Origin of the sequence: Azospirillum thiophilum, assembly GCF_001305595.1 — a bacterium.
GTDB classification, from domain to species: Bacteria; Pseudomonadota; Alphaproteobacteria; order Azospirillales; family Azospirillaceae; genus Azospirillum; species Azospirillum thiophilum.
On the sequence record NZ_CP012402.1, the window covers coordinates 1255215 to 1277391 of the forward strand.

Consider the following 22177-nt stretch of genomic DNA (forward strand, 5'->3'; position numbering starts at 1 on the left):
GGGGACGGTGCAGAGGTGCCGCCGGCCGATTTATCCGGCGGGTTCCTGCCGATCGCGATGGGCGGCGAACCAGCCGAGCCCGTCGAGGGTGCCGCCGCGGGGACGGTATTCGCAGCCGACGAAACCGTCATAGCCGAGCCGGTCCAGCTCGGCGAACAGGAAGGGCCAGTTCAGTTCTCCGTCGTCCGGCTCGTCGCGTGCGGGCACCGACGCGATTTGGACATGGCCGGTGAGCGGGATCAGCCGGCGCAGCGCCATGGAGACATCGCCATGCAGGATCTGGCGGTGGTAGAGATCGAACTGCAACCTTACATTGGGCCTGCCGATCCCGGCGATCCAGCGTTCGGCGGCGGCGAAGTCATTCAGGAAATAGCCGGGCATGTCGCGGCCGTTGATCGGCTCCAGCATCAGGTCGATGCCGCGTCCCCCCAGCGCATCGGCAGCGTGGAGCACGGCGTCGCGGTAGCGGGAACGGGCCGCCGGATCGGCCGGGTCGGCGAGCCCGGCCATCAGGTGCAGCCGGCGGCAGCCGGTGGCCTCGGCATAGCGCAGCGCGGTCGCGACGCCGGCCGTCAGCTCGGCGAAGCGGCCGGGAAGCGCCGCCAGTCCGCGTTCCCCCGCCGCCCAGTCGCCCGGCGGCATGTTGAACAGCGCCTGCGTCAGGCCGTTGCGCTGCAGCCGGGCAGCCACGGCATCGGGCGCATGGTCGTAGGGGAACAGATACTCGACGGCCCGGAAGCCGGCATCGGCAGCGGCGTCGAAGCGGTCGAGGAACGGCCATTCCGTGAACATCATGGTCAGGTTGGCGGCGAAACGGGGCATGCGATCCTGCTCCTGGCGTCTGGTTCCCGGCAGTGCGGCTCTATGCCCGCTCGACGCGGTTCCGGCCGGCCGCCTTGGCGCGATAGAGCGCGGCATCGACCCGCCGGAACAGCGAATCGGCGTCCTCGGCGATGCCGGCCTGCCCGATGCCGATGCTGATGGTGGCCGGCAGCCCGGAGCCGGCCAGGGCGGCCACCGCGCGGCGCAGCCTTTCGGCCAGCACGGCGGCGGCGTCCAGCTCGGCTTCCGGCAGCAGCAGGGCGAACTCCTCGCCACCCCAGCGGGCCAGCCCGTCCAGGCGCCGGGAATGGCCGGCCAGCGTCGCGGCGACCCGGCGCAGGGCTTCGTCGCCGGCCTGATGACCGTGCGTGTCGTTGTAGCGCTTGAAGTGATCGATATCGATCAGCATCAGGGAATAGGGGCGCCCGTTGCGGCGCAAGGCTGCTGCAGCCTCGTCGAGCGCCTGCTGGAAACGGCGGCGGTTCCACAGCCCTGTCAGCGGATCGATCTGGGCCGCCTGCTCCAGCTCCGCCTCCAGCCGCCGGCGCTCGGTGATGTCGAGCAGGACGCCGTTGAAGGTCACGGTGCCGTCGGGACGGCTGCGGGGAAGGGCACGCCCCAGCAGCCAGCGCTTTTCCGCCAGCCCCACCGTCCCTTCCTGTTCCCACGCCGTCCCGTCCCGCCCGGCCCGGCGCAGCGCGCGCCGCAGCCCGGCCCACCGCCTGCGGCTCATGATCGGCGACAGCGACGGCCAGTCGGTGGGTGTCGACGCGGCCGGCAGTCCGAACAGCGCCGCCGCGGCTGCACTGAAATAGGTCGGGCGCACGCGGCCGTCGGGAAGCAGCTCCGCCTGGAAGACCGCGCCCGGCAGGGCATTGGTCAGGTCGCTCAGCTGGGCGTCCCGCTCGGTCTCGCCGCTGCGGTCGGTGAAGCTGACGACCACCCCCACGAAGCCCTGATCGTTGTGGATCGGGCTGGCCGTGAGCCGTGCCGGGAAGGGCGACCCGTCATGGCGGTGCAGGGTACAGTCCAGGGCCTCGACCCCCTCTCCGCCATCGGCGACGCGGCCGACCGGATGGGTCCGCCAGTCCTCCACCTCCGCCCCTGCCCCCGTCAGGTAGGCGCCGATATGGCCGCGGATCAGTTCGCTGTCGTGCTGGAAACCGAAGGTCCGCGTGGCGACCGGGTTCAAGAAGGTGAAGTTGCCGTCGCGGTCGATGCCGCAGACGCCGACCTGGACACTCTCCAGCAGCAGGCGGTTGAAATGCTCCGCCTCGATCACCGCGGTGATGTCGTGGATGATGCAAAGCAGGAGCCGGCGCCCGGCGACCACGACCGGTCCGGCATAGACCTGCACGTCACGCACCGAACCGTCGGCCAGACGATGACGGAAACGCTGGGGAAAATGGCCGCCCTCCCACGAGGCGATGGCATGCATCGCCGGCAGGACCGCGTGGCCGAGAACGTTGATGTCCCAGACATGCAGGCTGCGCATCCGCTCCCGGCTGTAGCCATAGAAGGCGGCGGCCTTGGGGTTGGCGTCGACGATCGCGCCATCGGCACCGGGATCGATCAGCAGGATGGGGGCGGCATTGCCGGCGAACAGCGCGCCGAGCGGCCCGCCCCGGCCGCCGTCCTCGCCCCACGTCCATGCACCGGCCCCGTCGTCCGGATCGCCGGATTGAGGGGGAGCGGCCTGTGAACCCATCGAGACACCTTATCGCTAACGACCCGACTCCACTTTGTATGATCGCACTCCAGGGCCGTCTACCCCGGATCTCCCCGGGCTTGGAGGGCATCAGATCAGGTTGCCTTGCCCGCCGGCAGGCTGAAGCCCCTGGACGACGCCGAGAAGATGGCTGGCGAACGCATCAACCGCATCCGGCAGGCGGCGGCCGAGCATGGTCAGGATCTGGTAGCGGCGCTGGTCGAGCGTCGGCGCATCGATGGGAACCAGCGCCACCTGGGTGCCGACGCTGCGGGAATGGACGGAAAAGGAGCTGGCGATGGTGATGCCGCCGCCTTCCGCGGCGAAGGCCCACAGCGCGGCGATGTAGTTCGACACCAGCACCGGCTGCACCGAGACCCCCGCCAGCCCGCAGGCGATGTCGAACACCTGCCGCGCGGTGGTGTCTTTTTTGGGCAGCGCCATCGGCTCGGCCGCAAGCTCGGCGAGCGACAGCACGACACGGCCGGCGAGCGGATGGTCCTTCGCCAGCACCGCCAGCACCGGCGCCCGCCCCTCGCCGATCGCCCGCACGCCGGCTTGCGGCGCGAAGGAGAAGGTCGCGCCAATGTCGACGTCGCCGTCGCGGACCATGCGCGTCACCTCGGCCGGCGCATCGACGTGCAGTTCGACCCGGATGCCTGGATGGTCCCGGCGGAAATCATGGATCGCCGACGGGATCAGGCTGAGCCCGAACCCCTCCGTCGCCGCGATCCGCACGACACCGGTCGCCAGTCCGCGCAGCCGTTTCAGCTCGTTGACGATGGCCTCCTCTTCCAGGAAGACGCGCCGGGCATGGCGGGCCAGCAGTTCCCCCGCCGGGCTGGGCACCATGCCGCGCGGCCGTCGCTCGAACAGCTCGACTCCGAGGTCGGCCTCGAGATGCGCGATCTGCCGGCTGATGGCCGACGACGCGACGTTGAGGCGCGCGGACGCCTCGGCGATGGAGCCGGTCCGGGCGACTTCCAGGAAATAACGCAACGCGGTGCTGTTCATGGGCAGGGCCGGTCGTAAGGGAGGGGGCGGGTCGGGGGGCTGCATGAAAGCGCGCATTCGGCTTCACCTCAAGCCGCCACTGCACGGCCAGCCCTCCAACCGGCCCGCGCATCGCGCCGGACGCATCCAAGTATTGGTTAACATGTTTTTAGTCAAAATTACCTTTTGCACCGCCGCAAATCGCGAGTAATCATAAGCAAAGGGAGTTCTTGTGTACTATTTGTTACATGATCATCACAGTTTTTGACTCTCGCGCTCTCCACAATCCCAAATGGAGCTCCAGGATGATCGTCCGTACCGCTGCGCGGATCGCCGCTGTTCTCCTCTGTATGCTTCTTGCCGGGACGGTGCCCTCGCCAAGTTTTGCACAGGACAAGGTCGTGCGTCTGACCTCGCTCGATTGGCCCCCCTTCAGCGGCGACGCGCTGAAAGACAAGGGCGCTGCCGTGGCCGTGGTGCGGGCCGCTTTCGCGGCGGTCGGCTACGAGCTGCGGGTGGGCTTCTATCCGTGGAACCGGACCGTGGCGCTCGCAAAGGAGGGCGGCGATGTTCAGGGCTATTTCCCGGAATATGCGGGTGCCGAGGTCGAGAACGACTTCATCCTCTCGGTCCCGCTCGGCACCAGTCCGCTGGGCTTCGCCGAACGGAGCCAGGCGCCGGTGACGTGGAACAGCCTCGACGATCTCGCGACGAAGCGGATCGGAATCGTCGACGGCTACGTCAACACCGCGGAGCTCGATGCCCGCATCGCGGACGGCCGCCTGCGCGCCGACAAGGCGAACAGCGACGCGACCAACCTGAAGAAGCTAGCGGCAGGACGCATCGATCTGGCGGTGATCGACCTTGCGGTCATGAACGACCTCCTGCGCACCAACCCGGACCTGACGGGGCTGGCCTCCGGGCTGCGGTTCAACGCCAAGCCGCTGGAGGACAAGACGCTGCACATCGCCTTCCACAAGGGAGAGGATGGAAAGGCGCTGGCGCGCCTGTTCGCCGAAGGGCTGGCGAAGATCGACGCCAAGGCGATCCTGTCGCAGGCCCTGGGGAGCTGAACGGGGAGTCCCGATCGCGCCCGGCCGTTCCGAACCGTTCGTCCGCCGCCAAACCGGCATTGCCAACGCCTTGGAGAATGGAATGCTACGCAGCTATCGTCGCAGCCTGACCGCGCATGTGATCGTTCCGATCGCGGCATTGCTGTTCGCCATCGCCCTGTGCGCCGCCGCCGCAACCATGTGGACGACCACGACCGCCGCGCGCACCGCACTCGAGGAGCGCGCCCGGATGACTGCGACCGCTCTGGCCGGCGGTGCCGGCGAAGCCCTGTGGAACATGGACACGTCGGCCGCTACGGCGCTGCTGGCCGCCCTTGCCGCCGACCCCGACTATGTCGGCAGTGCGATCCGCGACACCGGCGGAAAGGCATTTGCAACGGACGGCACCATTGATGGGAGCGGTTCCGGCGAAGGGGCCGGCAGCGTGGTGAGGCGGACCCATCCGATCCGGCACAACGAGAACGGCAAGGCCACGACGATCGGCGAGATCGAGTTGCGCCTGAGCACCCAGCGGATCGAGCAGCAGACCGTGACCAGCGCCCTGTCGATCGCGGCGGGAGCCCTGGCGGCTCTGCTGGCCGTCTGCGGCACATTGCTGATCATCGTGCGCAGCGCGACCCGGCCGATTTCCCGCATGACCGATGTGATGCGGGCGCTGGCGGACGGCCAGACCGACATCACGGTGCCGGAAATCCGGCGCGAGGACGAGGTCGGCCACATGGCGGCGACGCTGGCGGTGTTCCGGGCCAACGCGCTGGAAAAGCGCCGGCTGGAGGAGGAGCAGGTCCGCATCCAGGCCGAGGCCGAGCGCCAGCGTCGGGCGATGCTCGAAGCGATCGCCGGCCGCTTCGACCAGGATGTCGGCCGGCTGCTGGCCGGCGTGAGCGGAACGGTCAGCACCATGAGCGGGACGGTGACCGACATCGCCATGAGCGCCGGCGACAACGCGACGATGAGCGGCACGGTGGCGGAGGCGGCCAACGAGGTCAGCGCCAATGTCCAGACGGTGGCCGCGGCCGTCGAGGAGCTGGAGGCGTCGATCCGGGAAATCTCGTCCCAGGCCCAGGGCGCCCAGACCGAATCCGAAGACGCCAGTCGACAGGTCGGCGGCACCGTGGGGCTGATGGACGAGCTGGTCGGACGGGCGGACAAGATCGGCAACGTCGTCACCCTGATTTCCAGCATCGCCGGCCAGACCAACCTGTTGGCGCTCAACGCCACCATCGAGGCGGCGCGCGCCGGTGAGGCCGGCAAGGGCTTCGCGGTGGTCGCGACCGAGGTGAAGAACCTGGCCGGGCAGACCGCGAAGGCGACGGAGGAAATCTCGACGCTGATCGGTGGAATCCAGAGTTCCACCGGCATGGCGGCCTCCCACATCGGGGAGATCGTGACGGTGATCGGCCGGTTGAGCTCGATCAGCGCCTCCATCGCCGCCGCCGTCGAACAGCAGAATTCCGCCACCGCGGAGATCGGCCGCGCGGTCCAGCAGGCGGCCAACGGAACCGAGCGGCTGCGGGGCGGGGTGCAGGATGTCGCCACCGCCGCCCATGGCAACGGCCAGGCGGCGATCCGCCTGAGGGAGGGCATCCACGACCTCGAACAGACCGTCCAGGCGCTCCAGGGGCAGGTCGACCGCTTCGTCACGCAAATCCAGGCGGATTGATCCCCCTGCCCGGCCCGCCGGGCAGACCATCCTTGCCCGGCCCGCCGGGCTTCACCGGCGGGGGCGCAGGAAGATCAGCATCGCGACGCCGGACAGCAGGATCAGCAGCATGACCCACCAGAAGGCATGGTCCGATGCATGGTCCCCGGCGACGCCCGGCAATCCCGCCACATTCATGCCGAAGATCCCCGAGATCAGCGTCATCGGGGTGAAGATGACCGTCACGACTGCCAGCACATGCAGGCTATGGTTCTGCTGGTCCGCGACCCTGGCCAGCAGCTCGTCCTGCAGGACCTTGGCGCGGTCCTGCAATGCCTCGATGTCGTAGAGCACACCGGCGAATTTTTCGATCGCATGGCCCAGGCGGGCACGGTCGTCCTCGCCGATCCAGGACACCTTGTTGGAGGCGAGCCGCGCCAGCGCCGCCCGCTGCGGCGACACATGGCGCCGCAACCTGACGATCAACTGGCGCAGCTGGCCCAGCCGCTGCCGGGCCAGCTGGTAGCGCTCGGCCAGGACGGTGTCCTCCACCTTGTCCAGGTCGGTTTCCGCCCGCGCGACCACCTCGCCCAGTGTGTCGGCCAGAAAATCGATCAGATCCGCCATGAACTCGGCGGTGCTGCTGTAGCGGCCATGGTCGCCTAACGCCTTGCGCAGCCGGTCGATGGCCTTCAGCGGATGCCGCCGGCAGCTGACGATCCGGCCGGCGTCCATGAACAGGCGCAGCGCGCCGATGTCCGACGGTTCGAAGTTGAAGTCGTACTGCATGTCGCTCAGCACGGCGACGAAGCCATCGTCGAACGGCTCCAGCCGTGCCCGGTCGTCGTTGGCGTCGAGAAGGATCTCGCGCGCGAACTCGTCCAGCCCGCTTTCCTTTTCCAGCCAGTCCCGCGCCCGCGCCGATGCGAGGTTGAAATGCAGCCACAGCACCCCGCCGGTACGATGCCGCGCCGCCCCGATCTCCTCGAAGGACACGCGCACCGGCGGCGCGTCGGCGGTCAGGAAATAGCCGCAGATCAGGTCGGTCCCGGTGTCGAGTTTGATTGAGCCCGCCATGCCCGATGCGCCTTCCGCTGCCCGCCCCGCCGGCAGGGCGCCGGCCGGCGGACAGAGTACTTCAGCGGCTTGCCGGAACATACAGGTCGTTGGACCGGACCTGCCCGCGGCCTGCTAGCGCATGATCGGCCCGGCTTCTCACGCTTTCCCTTGAATTCCCCCTCCGACCTCGCCATGGTTTGAAGGATCATGACTTCGTCCTTCCGCCATATCCGCAACCGTCTGCGTGCAGGCCGCGTTCACGCAGGCACGCCCGCCCCGGATCTGGTCGCCTGAGGCAAGGCTCCCGGACCGTCCGGGGCCAATCCATTTTCCGAACTCATCACGACATGCGCTCCAGCCCGCATCCCCGCGGCCGCTGGGCTCCGCGTACACAATCGCCACAGCCGCCGACGCACCCACCGGGAGGCGCATCGCGGCGGCGGCGCGTACGCCCGACAGCAAGGAAGGAAGCCCCCGATGCGTCCCGCAGACCAGTTCCCACCGATCGTCCTGACCGCAACCGACCATGATCGCCTCTCCGGCCTGGCCGAGGCCGCCACAGCACTGGTTCCGGACGTCTATGATTACCTTACGGCGGAGTTGGAGCGTGCCGTCGTGGTGGAATCCGACGAGATCCCTCCGATGGTCGTTACCATGGGCGCGCGCGTGGCCTACCGGGATGAGGCAACCGGGCAGGAGCGGACCGTCGCCCTCGTCTACCCGCAGGATGCCGACCTCGAGGCCGGGCGGGTCTCGGTGCTGACCCCCGTCGGCGCCGCACTCATCGGCGTCGCGGAGGGACAGTCCATCACCTGGTACACCCGCCAGGGCGAGGCGAAAACCCTCACCGTCCTGTCGGTCGAGCACCCGGTCGAAGGCGGAACCGCCGCCGCCGGCCCGGACCGGCGCTGACGACCCCGGGTGATCCAGCCGGCCGGTCCGCGCGTATCGACCTGACCATCGCGGAGTTGCATCATGGCCAGCCGAGAGCGCCTACCCGTCACCTGGATCACCGGCGGCAGCAGCGGCCTCGGCCGCGCGCTGGCGCTGCGGCTTGCAGGGGCCGGGACCGGAACCGGGAATGGGGCAACGGTGGCGCTGTCCGCCCGCTCGGCCGCGGACCTGACGGCGGTGGCGCTGTCGGCACCGGACCGCATCGTCCCCTTCCCGCTGGACGTGACCGACCGCGCCGCCACCGCCGAGACCGTCGCCACCATCGAGGACCGGGTCGGCCCCATCGGCCGCGCGGTGCTGAACGCCGGAACCCATACCCCGATGTCGCTGGAGGATTTTTCAGCCGACACCGCACGCCGGCTGATGGAGGTCAACTACATGGGCGTGGTCCATGGGCTGGAGGCGCTGCTGCCGCGGCTCAGCGCACGCGGCGGCGGGCAGGTCGCGGTGGTGGCCTCGGTCGCCGGCTATCGCGGGCTGCCGACGGCGGCGGCCTACGGCCCGTCCAAGGCGGCGCTGATCAACCTGTGCGAATCGCTGAAGCCCGATTGCGACCGCGCCGGCATCCGGTTGCAGCTGGTCTGCCCCGGCTTCGTCGATACGCCGCTGACCGCGCGCAACCCGTTCCCGATGCCCGGCCTGATGCCGGTGGAGGACGCGGCGGAGGCGCTGGCGGCCGGGTTGGACGGCGACCGCTTCGAGATCAGCTTCCCCAAGAGCTTCACCCGCAAGGTCAGGATGGCGCGGCTGCTGCCCTACCGGCTCTATTTCCCCCTGGTGCGAAAGGTGACCGGAACATGACGCCGGATGATGCCCGCAGCCGTGGCCTCGACGCCTGGGCGGCCTTCTTCGAGACGCTGAGCCCCGCCACGCTCGACCGGCTGCCGGAGCTGACGGTGGCCGAGGTTCGCTTTCGCGATCCCTTCAACGACGCCCACGGGCGCGACGCGGTGCGCGCTGTCCTGGCGCACACGCTGGACGGCTGCCGCGACCTGCGTTTCACCGTCACCCACCGGCTGTATGCCCCCGATCTGGCGATCCTGCGCTGGCGGTTCGAGGCGACGCTGCCCGCCATCGGCCGGCTCGACGTGATCGGCACCAGCGAGGTGCGGCAGGCGGCGGACGGCCGGGTGAGCGAGCACATCGACCATTGGGATTCCGGCGAGCAGATCTATCTACGCCTGCCCCTGCTGGGAGCGCCGCTGCGCCTCATTCAGCGGCGGCTGGGGGCGGCACCGCCGGAATGGCCGGGGGCGTAGCGGCCTGGGGTATGGCTGCCAATCTGCCTTCCGGCAGGAAGAACAGGCTGACCGTGCCGATCCACACACCCCAGCGATAGACGTTGGCGCGGTTGACCAGCGCTTCGCCCGGTTGCAGCCACATCCAGTCGTCGAAGCGCACGCGCCAGCGGTCGTCGCCGACCTTCATCGAAAGTTCGTAATTCCAGTTCAGCGCGTTGCCGGCCGACCGGCCGACCGCGGTGCCGTACACGTCGTCGGCCCGCCCCTCGTACCGGCCGTCGCCGCTCTTCACGATGTGCCAGACCCGCCGGTCGGTCTCGCCGTCGGAATAGAGGAAATGCTCGTCCAGCGTCAGCTCCCGCTCGTCCCATGTGCCATCGATGGTGACGGTGAAGCTGCGCCGCAGCGTGCCGAACCGGTCCTCGAACACGCCCCAGGCATGGGTGCGGCCGGCGAAATAGCGTTCGATCCTCAATTCCGGCGTCGTGCCGGCGAAGTCCTCGACCTTCATGGCGGAGCATCCGTTCAGCAGGGCGGTGGCCAGGGCGGCCACCAGGGCGGTGGCGGCGATCAGGGGGCGGGCGCGTGGCATGGCTGTGTTTCTCCGCTCTGCGTCTCGGCTCAGGGCCGGCGGAAGCGCCACAGCCCGACATCGATGGTCCCGGCGCGGAATCCCGCCTCGCAATAGGCGAGGTAATAGTCCCACAGCCGCTGGAACCGTTCGTCGAAGCCCTGTGCCGCCACCTTCGGCCCGGCCGCCAGGAAGCGCCGCCGCCATTCGGCGCAGGTGCGGGCGTAGGATGGGCCGAACATCTCGGCATGCTCCACCACCAGCCCGGCCCGCTCCGCCTGCGCGCGCAGCGCCGACGGGCAGGGCAGCAGTCCGCCGGGGAAGATGTGGCGCTGGATGAAGTCGCAGTTGCGGCGGTAGCTGGGGAAGCGCGCGTCCTCGATGGTGATCGCCTGTACCACCGCGGCCCCGCCGGGGGCCAGCCGGTCGCGCAGCGTGGCGAAGTAGCGCGGCCAATGCGCCTCCCCCACCGCCTCGATCATCTCGATGGAGACGATGCGGTCGAAGGTGCCGCCGGCATCGCGGTAGTCCTGCAACCGCAGATCCACCGCGCCGGCCAGCCCGGCGGCGGCGACCCGGCCGCGGGCGAATGCGAGCTGTTCCGACGACAGGGTCAGCCCGACGACCGAGGCGCCGTGCCGGCCCGCCAGATGTTCCGCCATGCCGCCCCAGCCGCAGCCGATCTCCAGCACGCGGTCGCCCGGCTGGACCTCCAGCAGGTCGGCGGCGCGGCGGATCTTGGCCTCCTGCGCATCCTCCAGGCTCTGGTCGGCATGCTCGTAGAGCGCCGAGGAATAGGTCATGCCGGGGTCGAGCCACAGCCGGTAGAAGTCGTTGCCCAGATCGTAATGGAAGGCGATGTTGCGCCGGCTGCCGCCGCGCGAGTTGGCGCGGCTGCGATGGAACAGCCGGTTGGCGGCCGCCGCCAGCGCGCTGCCGTCAAGCCCGCCCCGCAGTTCGGCCTCGTTGCGGATCGCCAGCTCGATCAGCGCCGGCAGGTCGGTGCTGTGCCACAGCCCGTCGCCATAGGCCTCGGCCAGTCCGATGTCGCCGCCCAGCAGCAGGCGCCGGGCCGCCGCCGGATCGGTCAGCGCCAGGTCGGCGCGCAGTCCCCCGGCCGGATCGCCCCCCGACGGATCGCCCCCGGCCGGATCACCGAAGCGCAGCAGGCGGCCGTCGGGCAGGCGCAGGCTCAATTCGCCATGGCGCAGCCGGGTGGCGAGCCCGAGCAGGGCGCCGGTCCACAGGTCGCGGCCGGTCATCAGCCGCAGCCACCATGGGCGTGGACGGAAGGCGGTCGCAGCGAGGTCGGTCATTGCGGAGAATCCCCTGGCTCTTGATGGGTCAGTTGTGGATCGGGGTGGCGCCGACGATGGTCACCGGCTCAGCCGGGGCCGGCGGACGCGGGCGGACGGTCATGCCCTTGCGCCACAGGCCCAGTGCCTCCCAATGGATGCCGGCGACCACCTTGGCGGTCATCAGCGGGTGACGGGCCCAGGCCTGCAGGATGGCGCCATCGGTCAGCTCGACCCGCCGGGCGGTCAGCGCCGCGTGCAGCAGCGGCCCCGCCGCGTCGGTCTGGCGGATGGCGAGCGCCAGCGGCTCGCCGGGCAGGCAGGCGGGCGGGCGGATGCGGAAGTGATAGGCGGTCTCCATGTCCATGAAGGGCGAGACGTAGAACCGCTTGTCGCAGCGCTGGCGCACCAGCCCGTCCGGCCCCGGCCCGGCCGGGATCAGATAGGCGTGGCGCTGGCCGAAGGTGTTGCTCACCTCATGGATGGTGGCGGCCAGGCCGCCGTCCGGCCGGTGGCAGAACCAGACGCAGAGCGGGTTGAAGGCGAAGCCCAACACCCGCGGAAAGCACAGCAGCCGCACTGCCCCGCCCCCGGCGATGCCGGCGCGGGCGAGCTGGCCTTCGGCCCACCCTTTCAGCGACGGCGCGGCACCCTCCCCCAGCGGCCCGAAATCGCGGTCGCGGAAGCCGATCAGCCCGAAGCGGTCATGGGCGAACAACCGCAATTCGCGGTCCAGCCGGGGGAGTTCGTCCAGATCGACCAGCAGGCTGAACACCCGGTAGGACAGCCGGTGGCGCACCGGCCGGACGCGGTGGTGCATCACCGTGCCGAGATAGAGGCCGGACGCGAAATTCGCCCCGTCCATCACGCCGCCTCGCGCGCGGCGCTCGGCTGCGCCGGGTCCAGATGGATGCGGCCGGATTCGTCGGGGACCGTCCAGGGCCGCCGCACCCCGCCCAGCGCCTCGGCCACCGCCAGCCCCGATTGCAGCCCGTCCTCGTGGAAACCGGCGCCGAAGTAGGAACCGGCAAACCAGCTGTTCCGGCAGCCTTGCAGGCTCCACAGCCGCTTCTGCGCCGCCAGCGCCTCCATCCCGAAGACCGGGTGATCGTAGAGGATGCTGCGCAGGATGGTGCCCTCGCGCGGCGGGCGGATCGGGTTCAGGGTGACGAACAGGTCGCGCTCGGGCGGCAGGAAACCCTGCAGCCGGTTCATCCAATAGGTGACGCAGACCGCGTCGGCGCCCGCATCGCCCCGCTGCGACAGGTAGTTCCAGCTCGACCACACCGCCCGCCGCCTCGGCATCAGGCCGGCGTCGCTGTGCAGGATGGCGAGGTTGCGCTCGTAACCGATGGAGCCGAGCAGCCGGCTTTCCAACGGCGTCGGTTCCTCCAGCAGGGCCAGCGCCTGATCGGCATGGGTGGCGAACACCACATGGTCATGGGCACGCACGCCGCCGCGGCGGTCGCGCACCAGGATGCGGCCGGACGGCTGGCCGGTCCCGCCGCCAATCCCGCCCCCAATCCCGTCAGCGTGAAAGCCCTCCCGCGTCACCGCCTCCACCGCACAGTTCAGGCGCAGGACATCGGGCATGTCCGCCAGGATGCGGCGGACATAGGCGCGGCTGCCGCCCTCCACTGTGCGCCAGACTGGGCGGCCGGTTATCTTCAGCAGCCCGTGGTTCTCGCAGAAGCGGACGAAGGCGGCGGCGGGATGGTCGCGCATCGCCTCCGCCGGGGTCGACCAGATGGCGGCGGCCATCGGCAGCAGATGGTCGCGCACGAAGGCGTCGGAATAGCCCCCACGCTCCAGGAAGGCACCCAGGGTCAGCGTCGCCGCGTCCGGGTCGGCCAGGAGCCCCGGCGCCTCGCGGTAGAAGCGCAGCAGGTCGGCCAGCATCCGCCAGAAGCGCGGGCGCAGCAGGTTGCGCTTCTGCGCGAACAGGGTGCCGAGCGAGCTGCCGGCATACTCCACCCGCCCGCCGTCGAGCGAGGCGGCGAAGCTCATGTCTGTCGGCCGGGTCGCCACGCCGAGATGGTCGAACAGCGCCACGAGGTTGGGGTAGCAGGGCGCGTTGTAGACGATGAAGCCGGTATCGACCGGCCCGGCGCCGCCGGAGTCCACGGTGGCGGCGTCAACCGTGTTGATATCCACGGTGTTGGCGTGGCCGCCCGGCCGGTCCTCCTTCTCGTACAGGGTGACGCGGTGAGCCTTCGACAGCAGCCACGCCGCCGACAGTCCGGCAATGCCCGAGCCGATGACGGCGATGTCGAGCGGCGCCGCGCCGGCCGGCGAACGGAGCTGGTGGACGGTGGCTGAACCTTCGGGAAGCGGCATGGGCGGCCCTATCCGGGTCTTGGGTTGTCTTGCCTGGGTCGAGTGTCCAGGTTGTGCATCGGAATACGGTGCAGTACCACCATCGGATCACGTCAGGGTCACGCTTTTGCGATTTTGCCGGCGCCGCGGAGCAACCCCCGGGTAAGGTGAGAGCGAAAAGCACCGCGGGGAGTGATCCGAAGCGCCGGCCTCGCCGTAATGCGACCATGATCGCCCCGCTTGCCTCCATGCTGTCGCCGACCGCCGGTCCTGATCCGGGGGACTCTCAGCCTCCGGCTGGTAGGGTCGTGAACACGCTCGCTGCTGATCCGGCGGCCGAGATGGCAGCCGATCTGGCCGCGGTGGCGGCGGCCCGCGACCGGGCGGCCTTCGCCCGGCTGTTCGCCCATTTCGCTCCACGGGTGAAGGCCTACATGCTGAAGCTCGGCATGCCGGCGCAGAAGGCCGAGGATCTGGCGCAGGACACCATGCTGACGGTGTGGCGCAAGGCGTCGCTCTACGACCCGGCGCGGGCGGAGCCGGCAAGCTGGGTGTTCACCATCGCCCGCAACCTGCGCATCGACGCGCTGCGCCGCGAACGGCACCCGGAGGTGTCGGACGACGAGTTGCTGGAGCATGAGGACGGCCGCCCGCGCGCCGACGACCTGCTGGACGGCGACCGCCGCGCCCGCCGCCTGCGCGGCGCGCTGGCGACACTGACGCCGGAGCAGGCGGAGGTGGTCCGGCTGTCCTTCTTCGCCGACCTCGCTCATCCGGCCATCGCCGAACGGCTGGAGGTGCCGCTGGGCACAGTGAAATCGCGCCTGCGTCTGGCCATGGCCAAGATCCGCAAGGCGCTGGGAGACGACGACCGATGACGACCCGCAACGCCCGCACCAACGACGCCGGCCGGAACGATGCCAGCCGCACGGCCCGTCACGCCGCCCTGCCGAACCACCATCCGAGCGACGCGCTGCTGGTGGCCTACGGTTCCGGCAGCCTGGGCGAGGGGCTGTCGCTGGCGGTGGCGCTCCACCTCGCCCACTGCCCGGATTGCCGTGCCGCGCTCGCCGAGGTGGAGGCGGTCGGAGGCGTCCTGCTGGATGACCTGCCGCCCGCCCCGCTCGACGGCCTGACACTGGCCGGCACATTGGCACGCCTGGACCGCGAGGACACCGCCGCCGAACCTGCCCACCCGGCGGCGCAGGCCACAGGCGACCCGGCGCTGCCGGCCCCGCTGCGCTTCTATGTGCCGTCGCTGGACGGGCTTGCGTGGCAGCGGTTGGCTCCCGGCGTGCGCCGGGTTGAACTGCTGCCGCGCACCGCGTCGGGCGGCGCGGCGCAATTGCTGCGCATCGCGCCGGGAACCGCCCTGCCCCACCACGGTCATGGCGGGGTGGAACTGACATTGGTGCTGAGCGGCCATTTCGCCGACGAGTTGGGCCGCTATGGCCCGGGTGATCTCGCCGAGGTCGACGGCGATACCCGCCACCAGCCGATCGCCGACAGCCACCGCGATTGCGTCTGTCTGATCGCCACCGACGCCCCTCTGCGCTTCACCGGGCTGATGGGCCGGCTGATGCAGCCCTTCATCGGGCTGTAGCGCCAGAACCTGCCTACGGTCACGCAGCGGCGGTCCATGCCCCGAAGCCCCCGATCCTGACGGGTCGGGATCGAAGCCCGTTGGGATCGAGGGCCGTCGGCATCACATGAGATCCCGTGCCATGCCCGACCGGACCAGCAGGTCGGTGTCGGGCGAGAAGCGCCCTTTCAGCGGCAGCATCGCCGCCCCCAGGACGCGGGCCATCGGCCCGATCGACCCTGCGGTGATGGTGGCCGTCTTCAGGCCCGAGCAGTTGTAATGCTCCACCGCCATGGCCAGACGCTGCGTGAAGCGGTCGCGCCAGGCCGGCGGCAGGAAACCGTCCACCACCACCTCCTGGAAGTCGATCACGCTGAGCGCCGAGACGACGGCGCGCGACAGGTCGGTGACCGCCGTACCGGTCCATGCGTCGAAGATGGCATTCGCCGTCTCCCCGCTGCCGTCGGCGAGCGCCGCCGCCGGATCGATCCCGCCGGCCGCAAGTTCGCGCTCCAGCAGGAAGATGGACACGCTGTGGATCAGCTGTCCCGGCGGCGCCCCCGGGCCGGCCGGGCCGGTCGGCATCGAACCGATGGCGCCGGCATTGCCCTGTTCGCCGCGATACAGGCGTCCGTCGATCACCACGCCGCCGCCGATGAAGGTGCCGAGATAGATGTAGAGTGCGCTGCGCCGGGTGATGGCATGGCCGGCGATCATCTCCGCCGCGCAGGCGGCCGCCGCATCGTTGTAGAGAGTCACCGGCAACCCGGTTTCCCGGGCGAACGCACCGGCGATGTCGGCGTCGCGCCAGCCGTCCAGCGCACCGGCCGCCAGCCCCAGCTCCGCCGACCAGGCATGGATCTCGTCCGGCATGGCGACGCCGAGACCGACGACGCGCGACCGTGCCGCCGGTGACAGATGGCGGAGCAGACCGGCCGCCTGGGAAATCGCCGTCGCGATCGTCGGCTCCGGCAGGGGTGCGTCATAGCGCACGCGGCTCGCCCCCAGCTCCTCCCCCAGCAGATTGATCAGGATCGCCTCGACGCTCCGCCGGCCGATCTTCACGCCCAGCGAATAGGCCCCGTCCGGATTGGGGGCGATGGGGGTGGAGGGCTGCCCGACCTGGCCACGCACCTTGTCCAGCTTGACCAGGAGCCCGTCTTCGAGCAGGCGGTTGACGATCACCGAGGCCGCCTGGCCGCTGAGCCCGGTTTCGCGCGCGATTTCCGCCTTGGACAGCATGCCGGTCTGCAACAGCGCATGCATGACCAGCCGCTCGTTGTAGGCACGCAGCCCGGTGGTGTCGCCGCCCCGCATGCTCTCGCCGCCCCCGCTCACGAATTCGATCAACAATCCGTATAGCAAGCCATAGTAACAAAATCAAAGTGATTTATTTAATGGCTGCGGGAGAGCGGGGTATAGGAGGAGAGCGGCTTTCGGACCGGCATGACAGCCTAGCAAGTGCCGCCCCGGCCGGGCAAGGCTGCTATCCGATCGAATGGGTGCGCGGAGCCTGGGAGCGGGATACGTCCTGAGCTTTCGCGGCCGGTGTGCCCTTCCCGGAACCAAACGGCAGGAGGCCGCCATGGCTGTCGCGATCAGGGTGCAGAGCAATATCAAAATCAATGTGATTTATATATTGAACCCTCCCCCGAACTGCGCCATAGTGTTCGTGAGCCATACAAACCAATGCCGTGCGCGACTGCGGTCACAGGCTTCGGATATCGGCTTCGGACCTGGGAGACGCCACCCGCGAACCGGCGGGGCGGCCAACCCTGTCGCGCAGACGCGTGTCACAGGCGCGGCCGGGCAGGACAATCGGGAGGAAATACCATGAAACGCGCGCTATCCCTGATCGGTGCGGCGGTCGCCGCCCTCCTCGGCACCTCGGTGCAGGCGGAAACGATCTCCATCGCCACGGTGAACAACGGCGACATGATCCGCATGCAGAAGCTGGCGGAGCATTTCACCAAGGCCCATCCGGACATCACGCTGAACTGGGTGACGCTGGAAGAGAACGTCCTGCGCCAGCGCATCACCACCGACATCGCCACCAAGGGCGGCCAGTACGACATCCTCACCATCGGCACCTACGAAGTGCCGATCTGGAGCAAGCAGAAGTGGCTGATGCCGCTCGACAAGCTGGGCTCCAACTATGACGTGGACGACCTGCTGCCCTCCATCCGCAGCGGCCTGACCATCGACGGCACGCTCTTTGCCGCGCCCTTCTACGGCGAAAGCTCGATGATCATGTACCGCAAGGATCTGTTCGAGAAGGCCGGCCTCAACATGCCGGAGGCGCCGACCTGGGCCTTCGTCTCCGACGCCGCGCGCAAGCTGACCGACAAGAAGAACGAAGTCTACGGCATCTGCCTGCGCGGCAAGGCCGGCTGGGGCGAGAACATGGCCTTCCTCAGCGCCATGGCGAACTCCTTCGGCGCCAGCTGGTTCGACATGCAGTGGAAGCCGCAGTTCAACACCGATGCGTGGAAGAAGACGCTGACCACATATCTCGGCCTGATGAAGGACGCCGGCCCGCCGGGCGCCTCCTCCAACGGCTTCAACGAGAATCTGGCGCTGTTCCAGACCGGCAAATGCGCCATGTGGATCGACGCCACCGTCGCCGCGTCCTTCGTCTCCAACCCGGCCCAGAGCAAGGTCGCCGACAAGGTCGGCTATGCGCTGGCCCCCGACACCGGTCTCGGCAAGCGGTCCAACTGGCTGTGGGCCTGGAATCTGGCGATCCCGGCCAGCAGCAAGAAGGGCGACGCGGCGCAGGCCTTCATCTCCTGGGCGACCTCCAAGGACTATCTCGACCTCGTCGCCAAGGAAGAGGGCTGGGCCAACGTCCCGCCCGGCACCCGCAGCTCGCTCTACGCCAATGCCGAGTACCGCAAGGCGGCGCCCTTCGCCGACCTGACCCTGAAGTCGATCCAGGCGGCCGACCCGCAGCACCCGACGGTGCAGCCGGTCCCCTACACCGGGGTGCAGTTCGTCGCGATCCCCGAGTTCCAGGGCATCGGCACCGCCGTCGGCCAAACCTTCTCCGCGGCGCTGGCCGGCCAGATGACGGCCGACCAGGCCCTGCAGAGCGCGCAGTCGATCGCCACCCGCGAAATGACCAAGGCCGGCTACATCAAGTAGCCGGTGCCGGCCCGGCCGATTACGTGATGTAGCCGGCCGGGCCGTTTCGCCGGTCCCGCCTATCGCCGGTCACGCCTGACCGCGCCCCGCAACGCCGCTACCCAAGGGTCGAGCCATGGCCACCGCCCATTCGCGTACAGCCGCGCGCCTGACGATGGCTCCGGCCGTCGTCCTGCTGCTCGGCTGGATGCTGATCCCGCTCGCGATGACGCTCTATTTCTCCTTCCTGCGCTTCAACCTGCTGATGCCGGGGACGGAGGAGTGGATCGGAACGCTCAACTACCAGTATTTCCTGACCGATCCCGCCTTCTTCGCCGCGCTCGGCAACACGCTGGCGCTGGTCGGCGGGGTGCTGGTGCTGACCATCTCCGGCGGGATCGGGCTGGCGCTGCTGCTCGACCAGCCCTTCTGGGGGCGGGGGATCGTCCGCCTGCTGGTCATCGCCCCCTTCTTCGTCATGCCCACCGTGTCGGCGCTGGTGTGGAAGAACATGCTGATGAACCCGGTGAGCGGCCTGTTCGCCGCCATCGCCAAAGGGCTCGGGCTGCAACCCTTCGACTTCCTGGCGGAAGCGCCGCTGTCCTCGATCATCCTGATCGTGACGTGGCAGTGGCTGCCCTTCGCGACGCTGATCCTGCTGACCGCCCTGCAGTCGCTGGACCGCGAGCGGCTGGAGGCGGCCGAGATGGATGGCGCCGGCGCGGTCGACCGTTTCATCCACATCATCATGCCCCATCTCGCCCGTGCGATGACGGTGGTGACGCTGATCCAGACCATCTTCCTGCTGTCGGTCTTCGCCGAGATCCTGGTGACGACGAACGGCGGGCCGGGCACCGCCACCACCAACATCACCTACCTCGTCTATGCCCAGTCGCTGCTGCAGTTCGATGTCGGCGGCGGCTCCGCTGGCGGCATCGTCGCCGTCGTCCTCGCCAACCTCGTCGCCGTCTTCCTGATGAGGATGATCGGCCGCAATCTGGACATCTGAGCCATGGCGCGCGCCGCAACCAACCGCCGCAAGCTGGGCCTGACCCTGCTCGCCTGGTCCATCGGGATCGTGATCTTCTTCCCCATCCTGTGGACCGCCCTGACCAGCTTCAAGACCGAGGCGGAGGCCGTGGCCTCGTCGCCCTCCTTCCTCGCCTTCGACTGGACGCTGGAGAATTATGCCGAGGTGCAGTCGCGCTCCGACTATTTCCTGCATTTCTGGAACTCGGTCGTCATCTCGGTGGGGTCCACGCTGATCGGTCTGCTGATCGCCGTTCCCGCCGCCTGGTCGATGGCCTTCGTGCCGGGCAAGCGGACGCGCGACGTGCTGATGTGGATGCTGTCGACCAAGATGCTGCCGCCGGTCGGCGTGCTGATTCCGATCTACCTGCTGTTCCGCGATTTCGGGCTGCTCGACACCCGGATCGGTCTGGTGATCGTGCTGACGCTGATCAACCTGCCGATCATCGTCTGGATGCTGTTCACCTATTTCCGTGAAATCCCGGGCGAGATCCTGGAGGCCGCAAGGATGGACGGCGCCGGCCTCCGGCAGGAACTCATCTATGTGCTGCTGCCGATGGCGGTGCCCGGCATCGCCTCCACCCTGCTGCTCAACGTCATCCTGGCGTGGAACGAGGCCTTCTGGACGCTGAACCTGTCCGCCTCGCAGTCGGCGCCGCTGACCGCCTTCATCGCCAGCTACTCCAGCCCGGAGGGGCTGTTCTACGCCAAACTGTCGGCCGCCTCGACCATGGCGGTCGCGCCGATCCTGGTTCTCGGCTGGTTCAGCCAGAAGCAGCTGGTGCGCGGCCTGACCTTCGGCGCCGTGAAGTAGGAGGACCTTCCATGGGACAGATCACGCTCGACCGCGTCACCAAGAGCTTCGGCGACGTCTCCGTCATCCCGCCGCTCGACCTGACCATCGGCAACGGCGAGTTCGTGGTGTTCGTCGGCCCGTCGGGCTGCGGCAAGTCCACGCTCCTGCGCCTGATCGCCGGGCTGGAGGACGTATCGTCCGGCACCATCCGCATCGACGGCAAGGACGCCACCGCCCTGCCGCCCGCCCAGCGCGGGCTGGCGATGGTGTTCCAGTCCTACGCCCTCTACCCGCACATGACCGTGCGCAACAACATCGCCTTCCCGCTGAAGATGGCCCGGCTGGACAAGGCCGCCATCGACCGCAAGGTCGAGGCGGCGGCCAACGTGCTGAACCTCACCAACTATCTCGACCGCCGCCCCGGCCAGCTGTCGGGCGGCCAGCGCCAGCGCGTCGCCATCGGCCGCGCCATCGTGCGCGAGCCGACCGCCTTCCTGTTCGACGAGCCGCTGTCGAACCTGGACGCGGCGCTGCGCGTCAACATGCGCCTGGAAATCTCCGAGCTGCACGCCAGCCTCGGCACCACCATGATCTATGTGACCCACGATCAGGTGGAGGCCATGACCATGGCCGACAAGATCGTGGTGCTGAACGCCGGCCGGATCGAACAGGTGGGCTCGCCCATCGACCTCTACAGCCGGCCGCGCAACCGCTTCGTCGCCGGCTTCATCGGCTCCCCCCGCATGAACTTCATCGAGGGCGAGGCCGCCCGCGGCGACGGCGCCGACTGCGTCGGCATCCGTCCCGAACATCTCCTCCTGTCCACGGAGTCCGGCCGCTGGTCCGGCACCGTCACCGTATCGGAACATCTGGGCTCCGACACCTTCGTCTATGTGCAGGTCGACGGCATCGGAACGATGGTCGCGCGGGCCGGCGGCGAATTCCCGGTCCGCCACGGCGACCGCGTCTGGCTGACGCCGCAGACCGAAAAGCTGCATCGCTTCGATGCCCAGGGGAATGCCCAGGCGTCACCGGTTCACGGCGTGAAAGTGGCATGAACGGCCCGAACCCCCAGGAGACTCCCATGAAACGTCTCGACGGCAAATCGGCCATGATCACCGGTTCCGCCCGCGGCATCGGCCGCGCCTTCGCCGCCGCCTATGCCGCCGAGGGCGCAACCGTCGCCATCGCCGACATCAACTTGGCGGCGGCCGAACAGGCGGCGGCGGAGATCGGCCCCGGCGCCTATGCGGTGGAACTGGACGTCACCGACCAATCCTCCATCGACGCCGCGGTCGCCCGGGTGGTGGAGCGGGCCGGCGGCATCGACATCCTGGTCAACAACGCCGCCCTCTTCGATCTGGCGCCCATCGTCGAGATCACCCGCGACAGCTACGACCGGCTGTTCTCGATCAACGTCGCCGGCACGCTGTTCACGCTGCAGTCCGTGGCACGGCGGATGATCGCGCAGGGGCGCGGCGGCAAGATCATCAACATGGCCTCCCAGGCCGGCCGCCGCGGCGAACCGCTGGTCGGCGTCTATTGCGCGACCAAGGCGGCGGTCATCAGCCTGACCCAGTCGGCGGGTCTGGACCTGATCAAGCACCGCATCAACGTCAACGCCATCGCCCCCGGCGTGGTGGACGGCGAGCATTGGGACGGCGTCGACGCCCTCTTCGCCAGGCATGAAGGGCTGAAGCCGGGCGAGAAGAAGCGGATGGTCGGCGAGGCGGTGCCCTTCGGCCGCATGGGCCGGGCGGAGGATCTGACCGGCATGGCGATCTTCCTCGCCAGCGCCGAGGCCGACTACATCGTCGCCCAGACCTACAATGTCGACGGCGGCAACTGGATGAGCTGACGTGCCGGGTTCCATCCCCTCTCCCCCCCCCGGGGAGAGGGTTAGGGTGAGGGGGTGGCAAAGCGAGGATTCACAAAAATCGCGCACCTCACGCTCTCCAACCGATCCACGCCAT

Annotated in this window: 21 protein-coding genes; 12 read left to right on the forward strand and 9 right to left on the reverse strand. The window is 69.1% G+C overall.

Annotated features, from left to right (window positions below):
- Nucleotides 1-30 precede the first annotated feature (30 nt).
- From otnI to AL072_RS19100, 3 genes are all read right to left on the reverse strand, one after another.
- Complete coding sequence (gene otnI, locus AL072_RS19090; protein WP_045582753.1) at nt 31-822, reverse strand: 2-oxo-tetronate isomerase; 792 nt, start codon at nt 820-822, stop codon at nt 31-33.
- A gap of 40 nt (nt 823-862) precedes the next feature.
- Nucleotides 863-2530 (reverse strand): sensor domain-containing diguanylate cyclase, encoded by a 1668-nt coding sequence (locus tag AL072_RS19095; RefSeq protein WP_082108992.1) that lies wholly within the window; start codon nt 2528-2530, stop codon nt 863-865.
- 90 nt (nt 2531-2620) lie between these two features.
- Entirely contained in the window at nt 2621-3589 is a 969-nt protein-coding gene (locus AL072_RS19100; protein WP_245636856.1) for a LysR family transcriptional regulator, read from the reverse strand.
- A 239-nt stretch (nt 3590-3828) separates the two neighbouring features.
- On the opposite strand from AL072_RS19100, the gene AL072_RS19105 reads away from it, so the two are divergent.
- Both AL072_RS19105 and AL072_RS19110 read left to right on the forward strand, forming a co-directional pair.
- The gene (locus tag AL072_RS19105) at nt 3829-4596 is read left to right on the forward strand and encodes a substrate-binding periplasmic protein (RefSeq protein ID WP_052710053.1); all 768 of its coding nucleotides are present in this window, start codon (nt 3829-3831) and stop codon (nt 4594-4596) included.
- Nucleotides 4597-4678: 82 nt separating this feature from the next.
- On the forward strand, nt 4679-6259 hold the full coding sequence (locus AL072_RS19110; RefSeq protein ID WP_045582750.1) for a methyl-accepting chemotaxis protein: 1581 nt from the start codon (nt 4679-4681) through the stop codon (nt 6257-6259).
- A gap of 51 nt (nt 6260-6310) precedes the next feature.
- Here the strand turns inward: AL072_RS19110 and AL072_RS19115 are convergent, their stop codons facing one another.
- Nucleotides 6311-7315, reverse strand: coding sequence for a CorA family divalent cation transporter (locus AL072_RS19115; protein WP_052710052.1), 1005 nt, complete (start codon nt 7313-7315; stop codon nt 6311-6313).
- Nucleotides 7316-7774: 459 nt separating this feature from the next.
- Between AL072_RS19115 and rnk the strand changes: the two genes are divergently transcribed.
- The 3 genes from rnk to AL072_RS19130 all read left to right on the forward strand — a co-directional run bounded on the left by rnk (nt 7775) and on the right by AL072_RS19130 (nt 9510).
- Nucleotides 7775-8209 carry a nucleoside diphosphate kinase regulator gene (gene rnk, locus AL072_RS19120; RefSeq protein WP_045582749.1) on the forward strand — a complete coding sequence of 145 codons (435 nt, stop codon included), beginning with the start codon at nt 7775-7777 and terminating at the stop codon, nt 8207-8209.
- A gap of 63 nt (nt 8210-8272) precedes the next feature.
- Nucleotides 8273-9052: an SDR family NAD(P)-dependent oxidoreductase gene (locus AL072_RS19125; RefSeq protein ID WP_045582748.1), complete on the forward strand. Its 780-nt coding sequence runs from the start codon at nt 8273-8275 to the stop codon at nt 9050-9052.
- Nucleotides 9049-9510: a nuclear transport factor 2 family protein gene (locus AL072_RS19130; RefSeq protein ID WP_045582747.1), complete on the forward strand. Its 462-nt coding sequence runs from the start codon at nt 9049-9051 to the stop codon at nt 9508-9510. Before AL072_RS19125 ends, AL072_RS19130 begins: the two co-directional genes overlap by 4 nt.
- On the opposite strand, the gene AL072_RS19135 is transcribed toward AL072_RS19130, so the two are convergent.
- Genes AL072_RS19135 through AL072_RS19150 form a run of 4 tightly spaced genes read right to left on the reverse strand, consistent with a single transcriptional unit; the run spans nt 9461 to nt 13695 of the window.
- Complete coding sequence (locus tag AL072_RS19135) at nt 9461-10084, reverse strand: DUF3833 domain-containing protein (protein WP_082108991.1); 624 nt, start codon at nt 10082-10084, stop codon at nt 9461-9463. The two genes, AL072_RS19130 and AL072_RS19135, sit on opposite strands and share 50 nt — an antisense overlap.
- Nucleotides 10085-10113: 29 nt before the next feature.
- On the reverse strand, nt 10114-11379 hold the full coding sequence (locus AL072_RS19140; protein WP_052710051.1) for an SAM-dependent methyltransferase: 1266 nt from the start codon (nt 11377-11379) through the stop codon (nt 10114-10116).
- Nucleotides 11380-11407: 28 nt separating this feature from the next.
- Nucleotides 11408-12223: a DUF1365 domain-containing protein gene (locus tag AL072_RS19145; protein ID WP_045582746.1), complete on the reverse strand. Its 816-nt coding sequence runs from the start codon at nt 12221-12223 to the stop codon at nt 11408-11410.
- Nucleotides 12223-13695 (reverse strand): NAD(P)/FAD-dependent oxidoreductase, encoded by a 1473-nt coding sequence (locus AL072_RS19150; protein ID WP_045582745.1) that lies wholly within the window; start codon nt 13693-13695, stop codon nt 12223-12225. The genes AL072_RS19145 and AL072_RS19150 overlap by 1 nt, the downstream gene beginning before the upstream one ends.
- Nucleotides 13696-13901: 206 nt before the next feature.
- Between AL072_RS19150 and AL072_RS19155 the strand changes: the two genes are divergently transcribed.
- Nucleotides 13902-14552 carry a sigma-70 family RNA polymerase sigma factor gene (locus AL072_RS19155; protein WP_052710050.1) on the forward strand — a complete coding sequence of 217 codons (651 nt, stop codon included), beginning with the start codon at nt 13902-13904 and terminating at the stop codon, nt 14550-14552.
- Nucleotides 14549-15277, forward strand: coding sequence for a ChrR family anti-sigma-E factor (locus tag AL072_RS19160; RefSeq protein WP_082108990.1), 729 nt, complete (start codon nt 14549-14551; stop codon nt 15275-15277). The genes AL072_RS19155 and AL072_RS19160 overlap by 4 nt, the downstream gene beginning before the upstream one ends.
- A gap of 102 nt (nt 15278-15379) precedes the next feature.
- Here AL072_RS19160 and AL072_RS19165 read toward each other — a convergent pair whose 3' ends face one another.
- A complete protein-coding gene (locus AL072_RS19165; RefSeq protein ID WP_245636857.1) occupies nt 15380-16594 on the reverse strand; it encodes an ROK family transcriptional regulator in 1215 nt (404 codons plus the stop codon).
- A gap of 495 nt (nt 16595-17089) precedes the next feature.
- On the opposite strand from AL072_RS19165, the gene AL072_RS19170 reads away from it, so the two are divergent.
- The 5 genes from AL072_RS19170 to AL072_RS19190 all read left to right on the forward strand — a co-directional run bounded on the left by AL072_RS19170 (nt 17090) and on the right by AL072_RS19190 (nt 22062).
- A complete protein-coding gene (locus AL072_RS19170; RefSeq protein ID WP_045582744.1) occupies nt 17090-18400 on the forward strand; it encodes an ABC transporter substrate-binding protein in 1311 nt (436 codons plus the stop codon).
- A gap of 115 nt (nt 18401-18515) precedes the next feature.
- A complete protein-coding gene (locus tag AL072_RS19175) occupies nt 18516-19388 on the forward strand; it encodes a carbohydrate ABC transporter permease (protein ID WP_045582743.1) in 873 nt (290 codons plus the stop codon).
- 3 nt (nt 19389-19391) lie between these two features.
- Nucleotides 19392-20222, forward strand: a complete 831-nt coding sequence (locus AL072_RS19180; protein WP_045582742.1) for a carbohydrate ABC transporter permease — start codon at nt 19392-19394, stop codon at nt 20220-20222.
- 11 nt (nt 20223-20233) lie between these two features.
- Nucleotides 20234-21262 (forward strand): ABC transporter ATP-binding protein, encoded by a 1029-nt coding sequence (locus AL072_RS19185; RefSeq protein ID WP_045582741.1) that lies wholly within the window; start codon nt 20234-20236, stop codon nt 21260-21262.
- Between the two features lie 26 nt (nt 21263-21288).
- Nucleotides 21289-22062 (forward strand): L-iditol 2-dehydrogenase, encoded by a 774-nt coding sequence (locus AL072_RS19190; RefSeq protein WP_045582740.1) that lies wholly within the window; start codon nt 21289-21291, stop codon nt 22060-22062.
- The last annotated feature ends 115 nt before the right edge of the window (nt 22063-22177 follow it).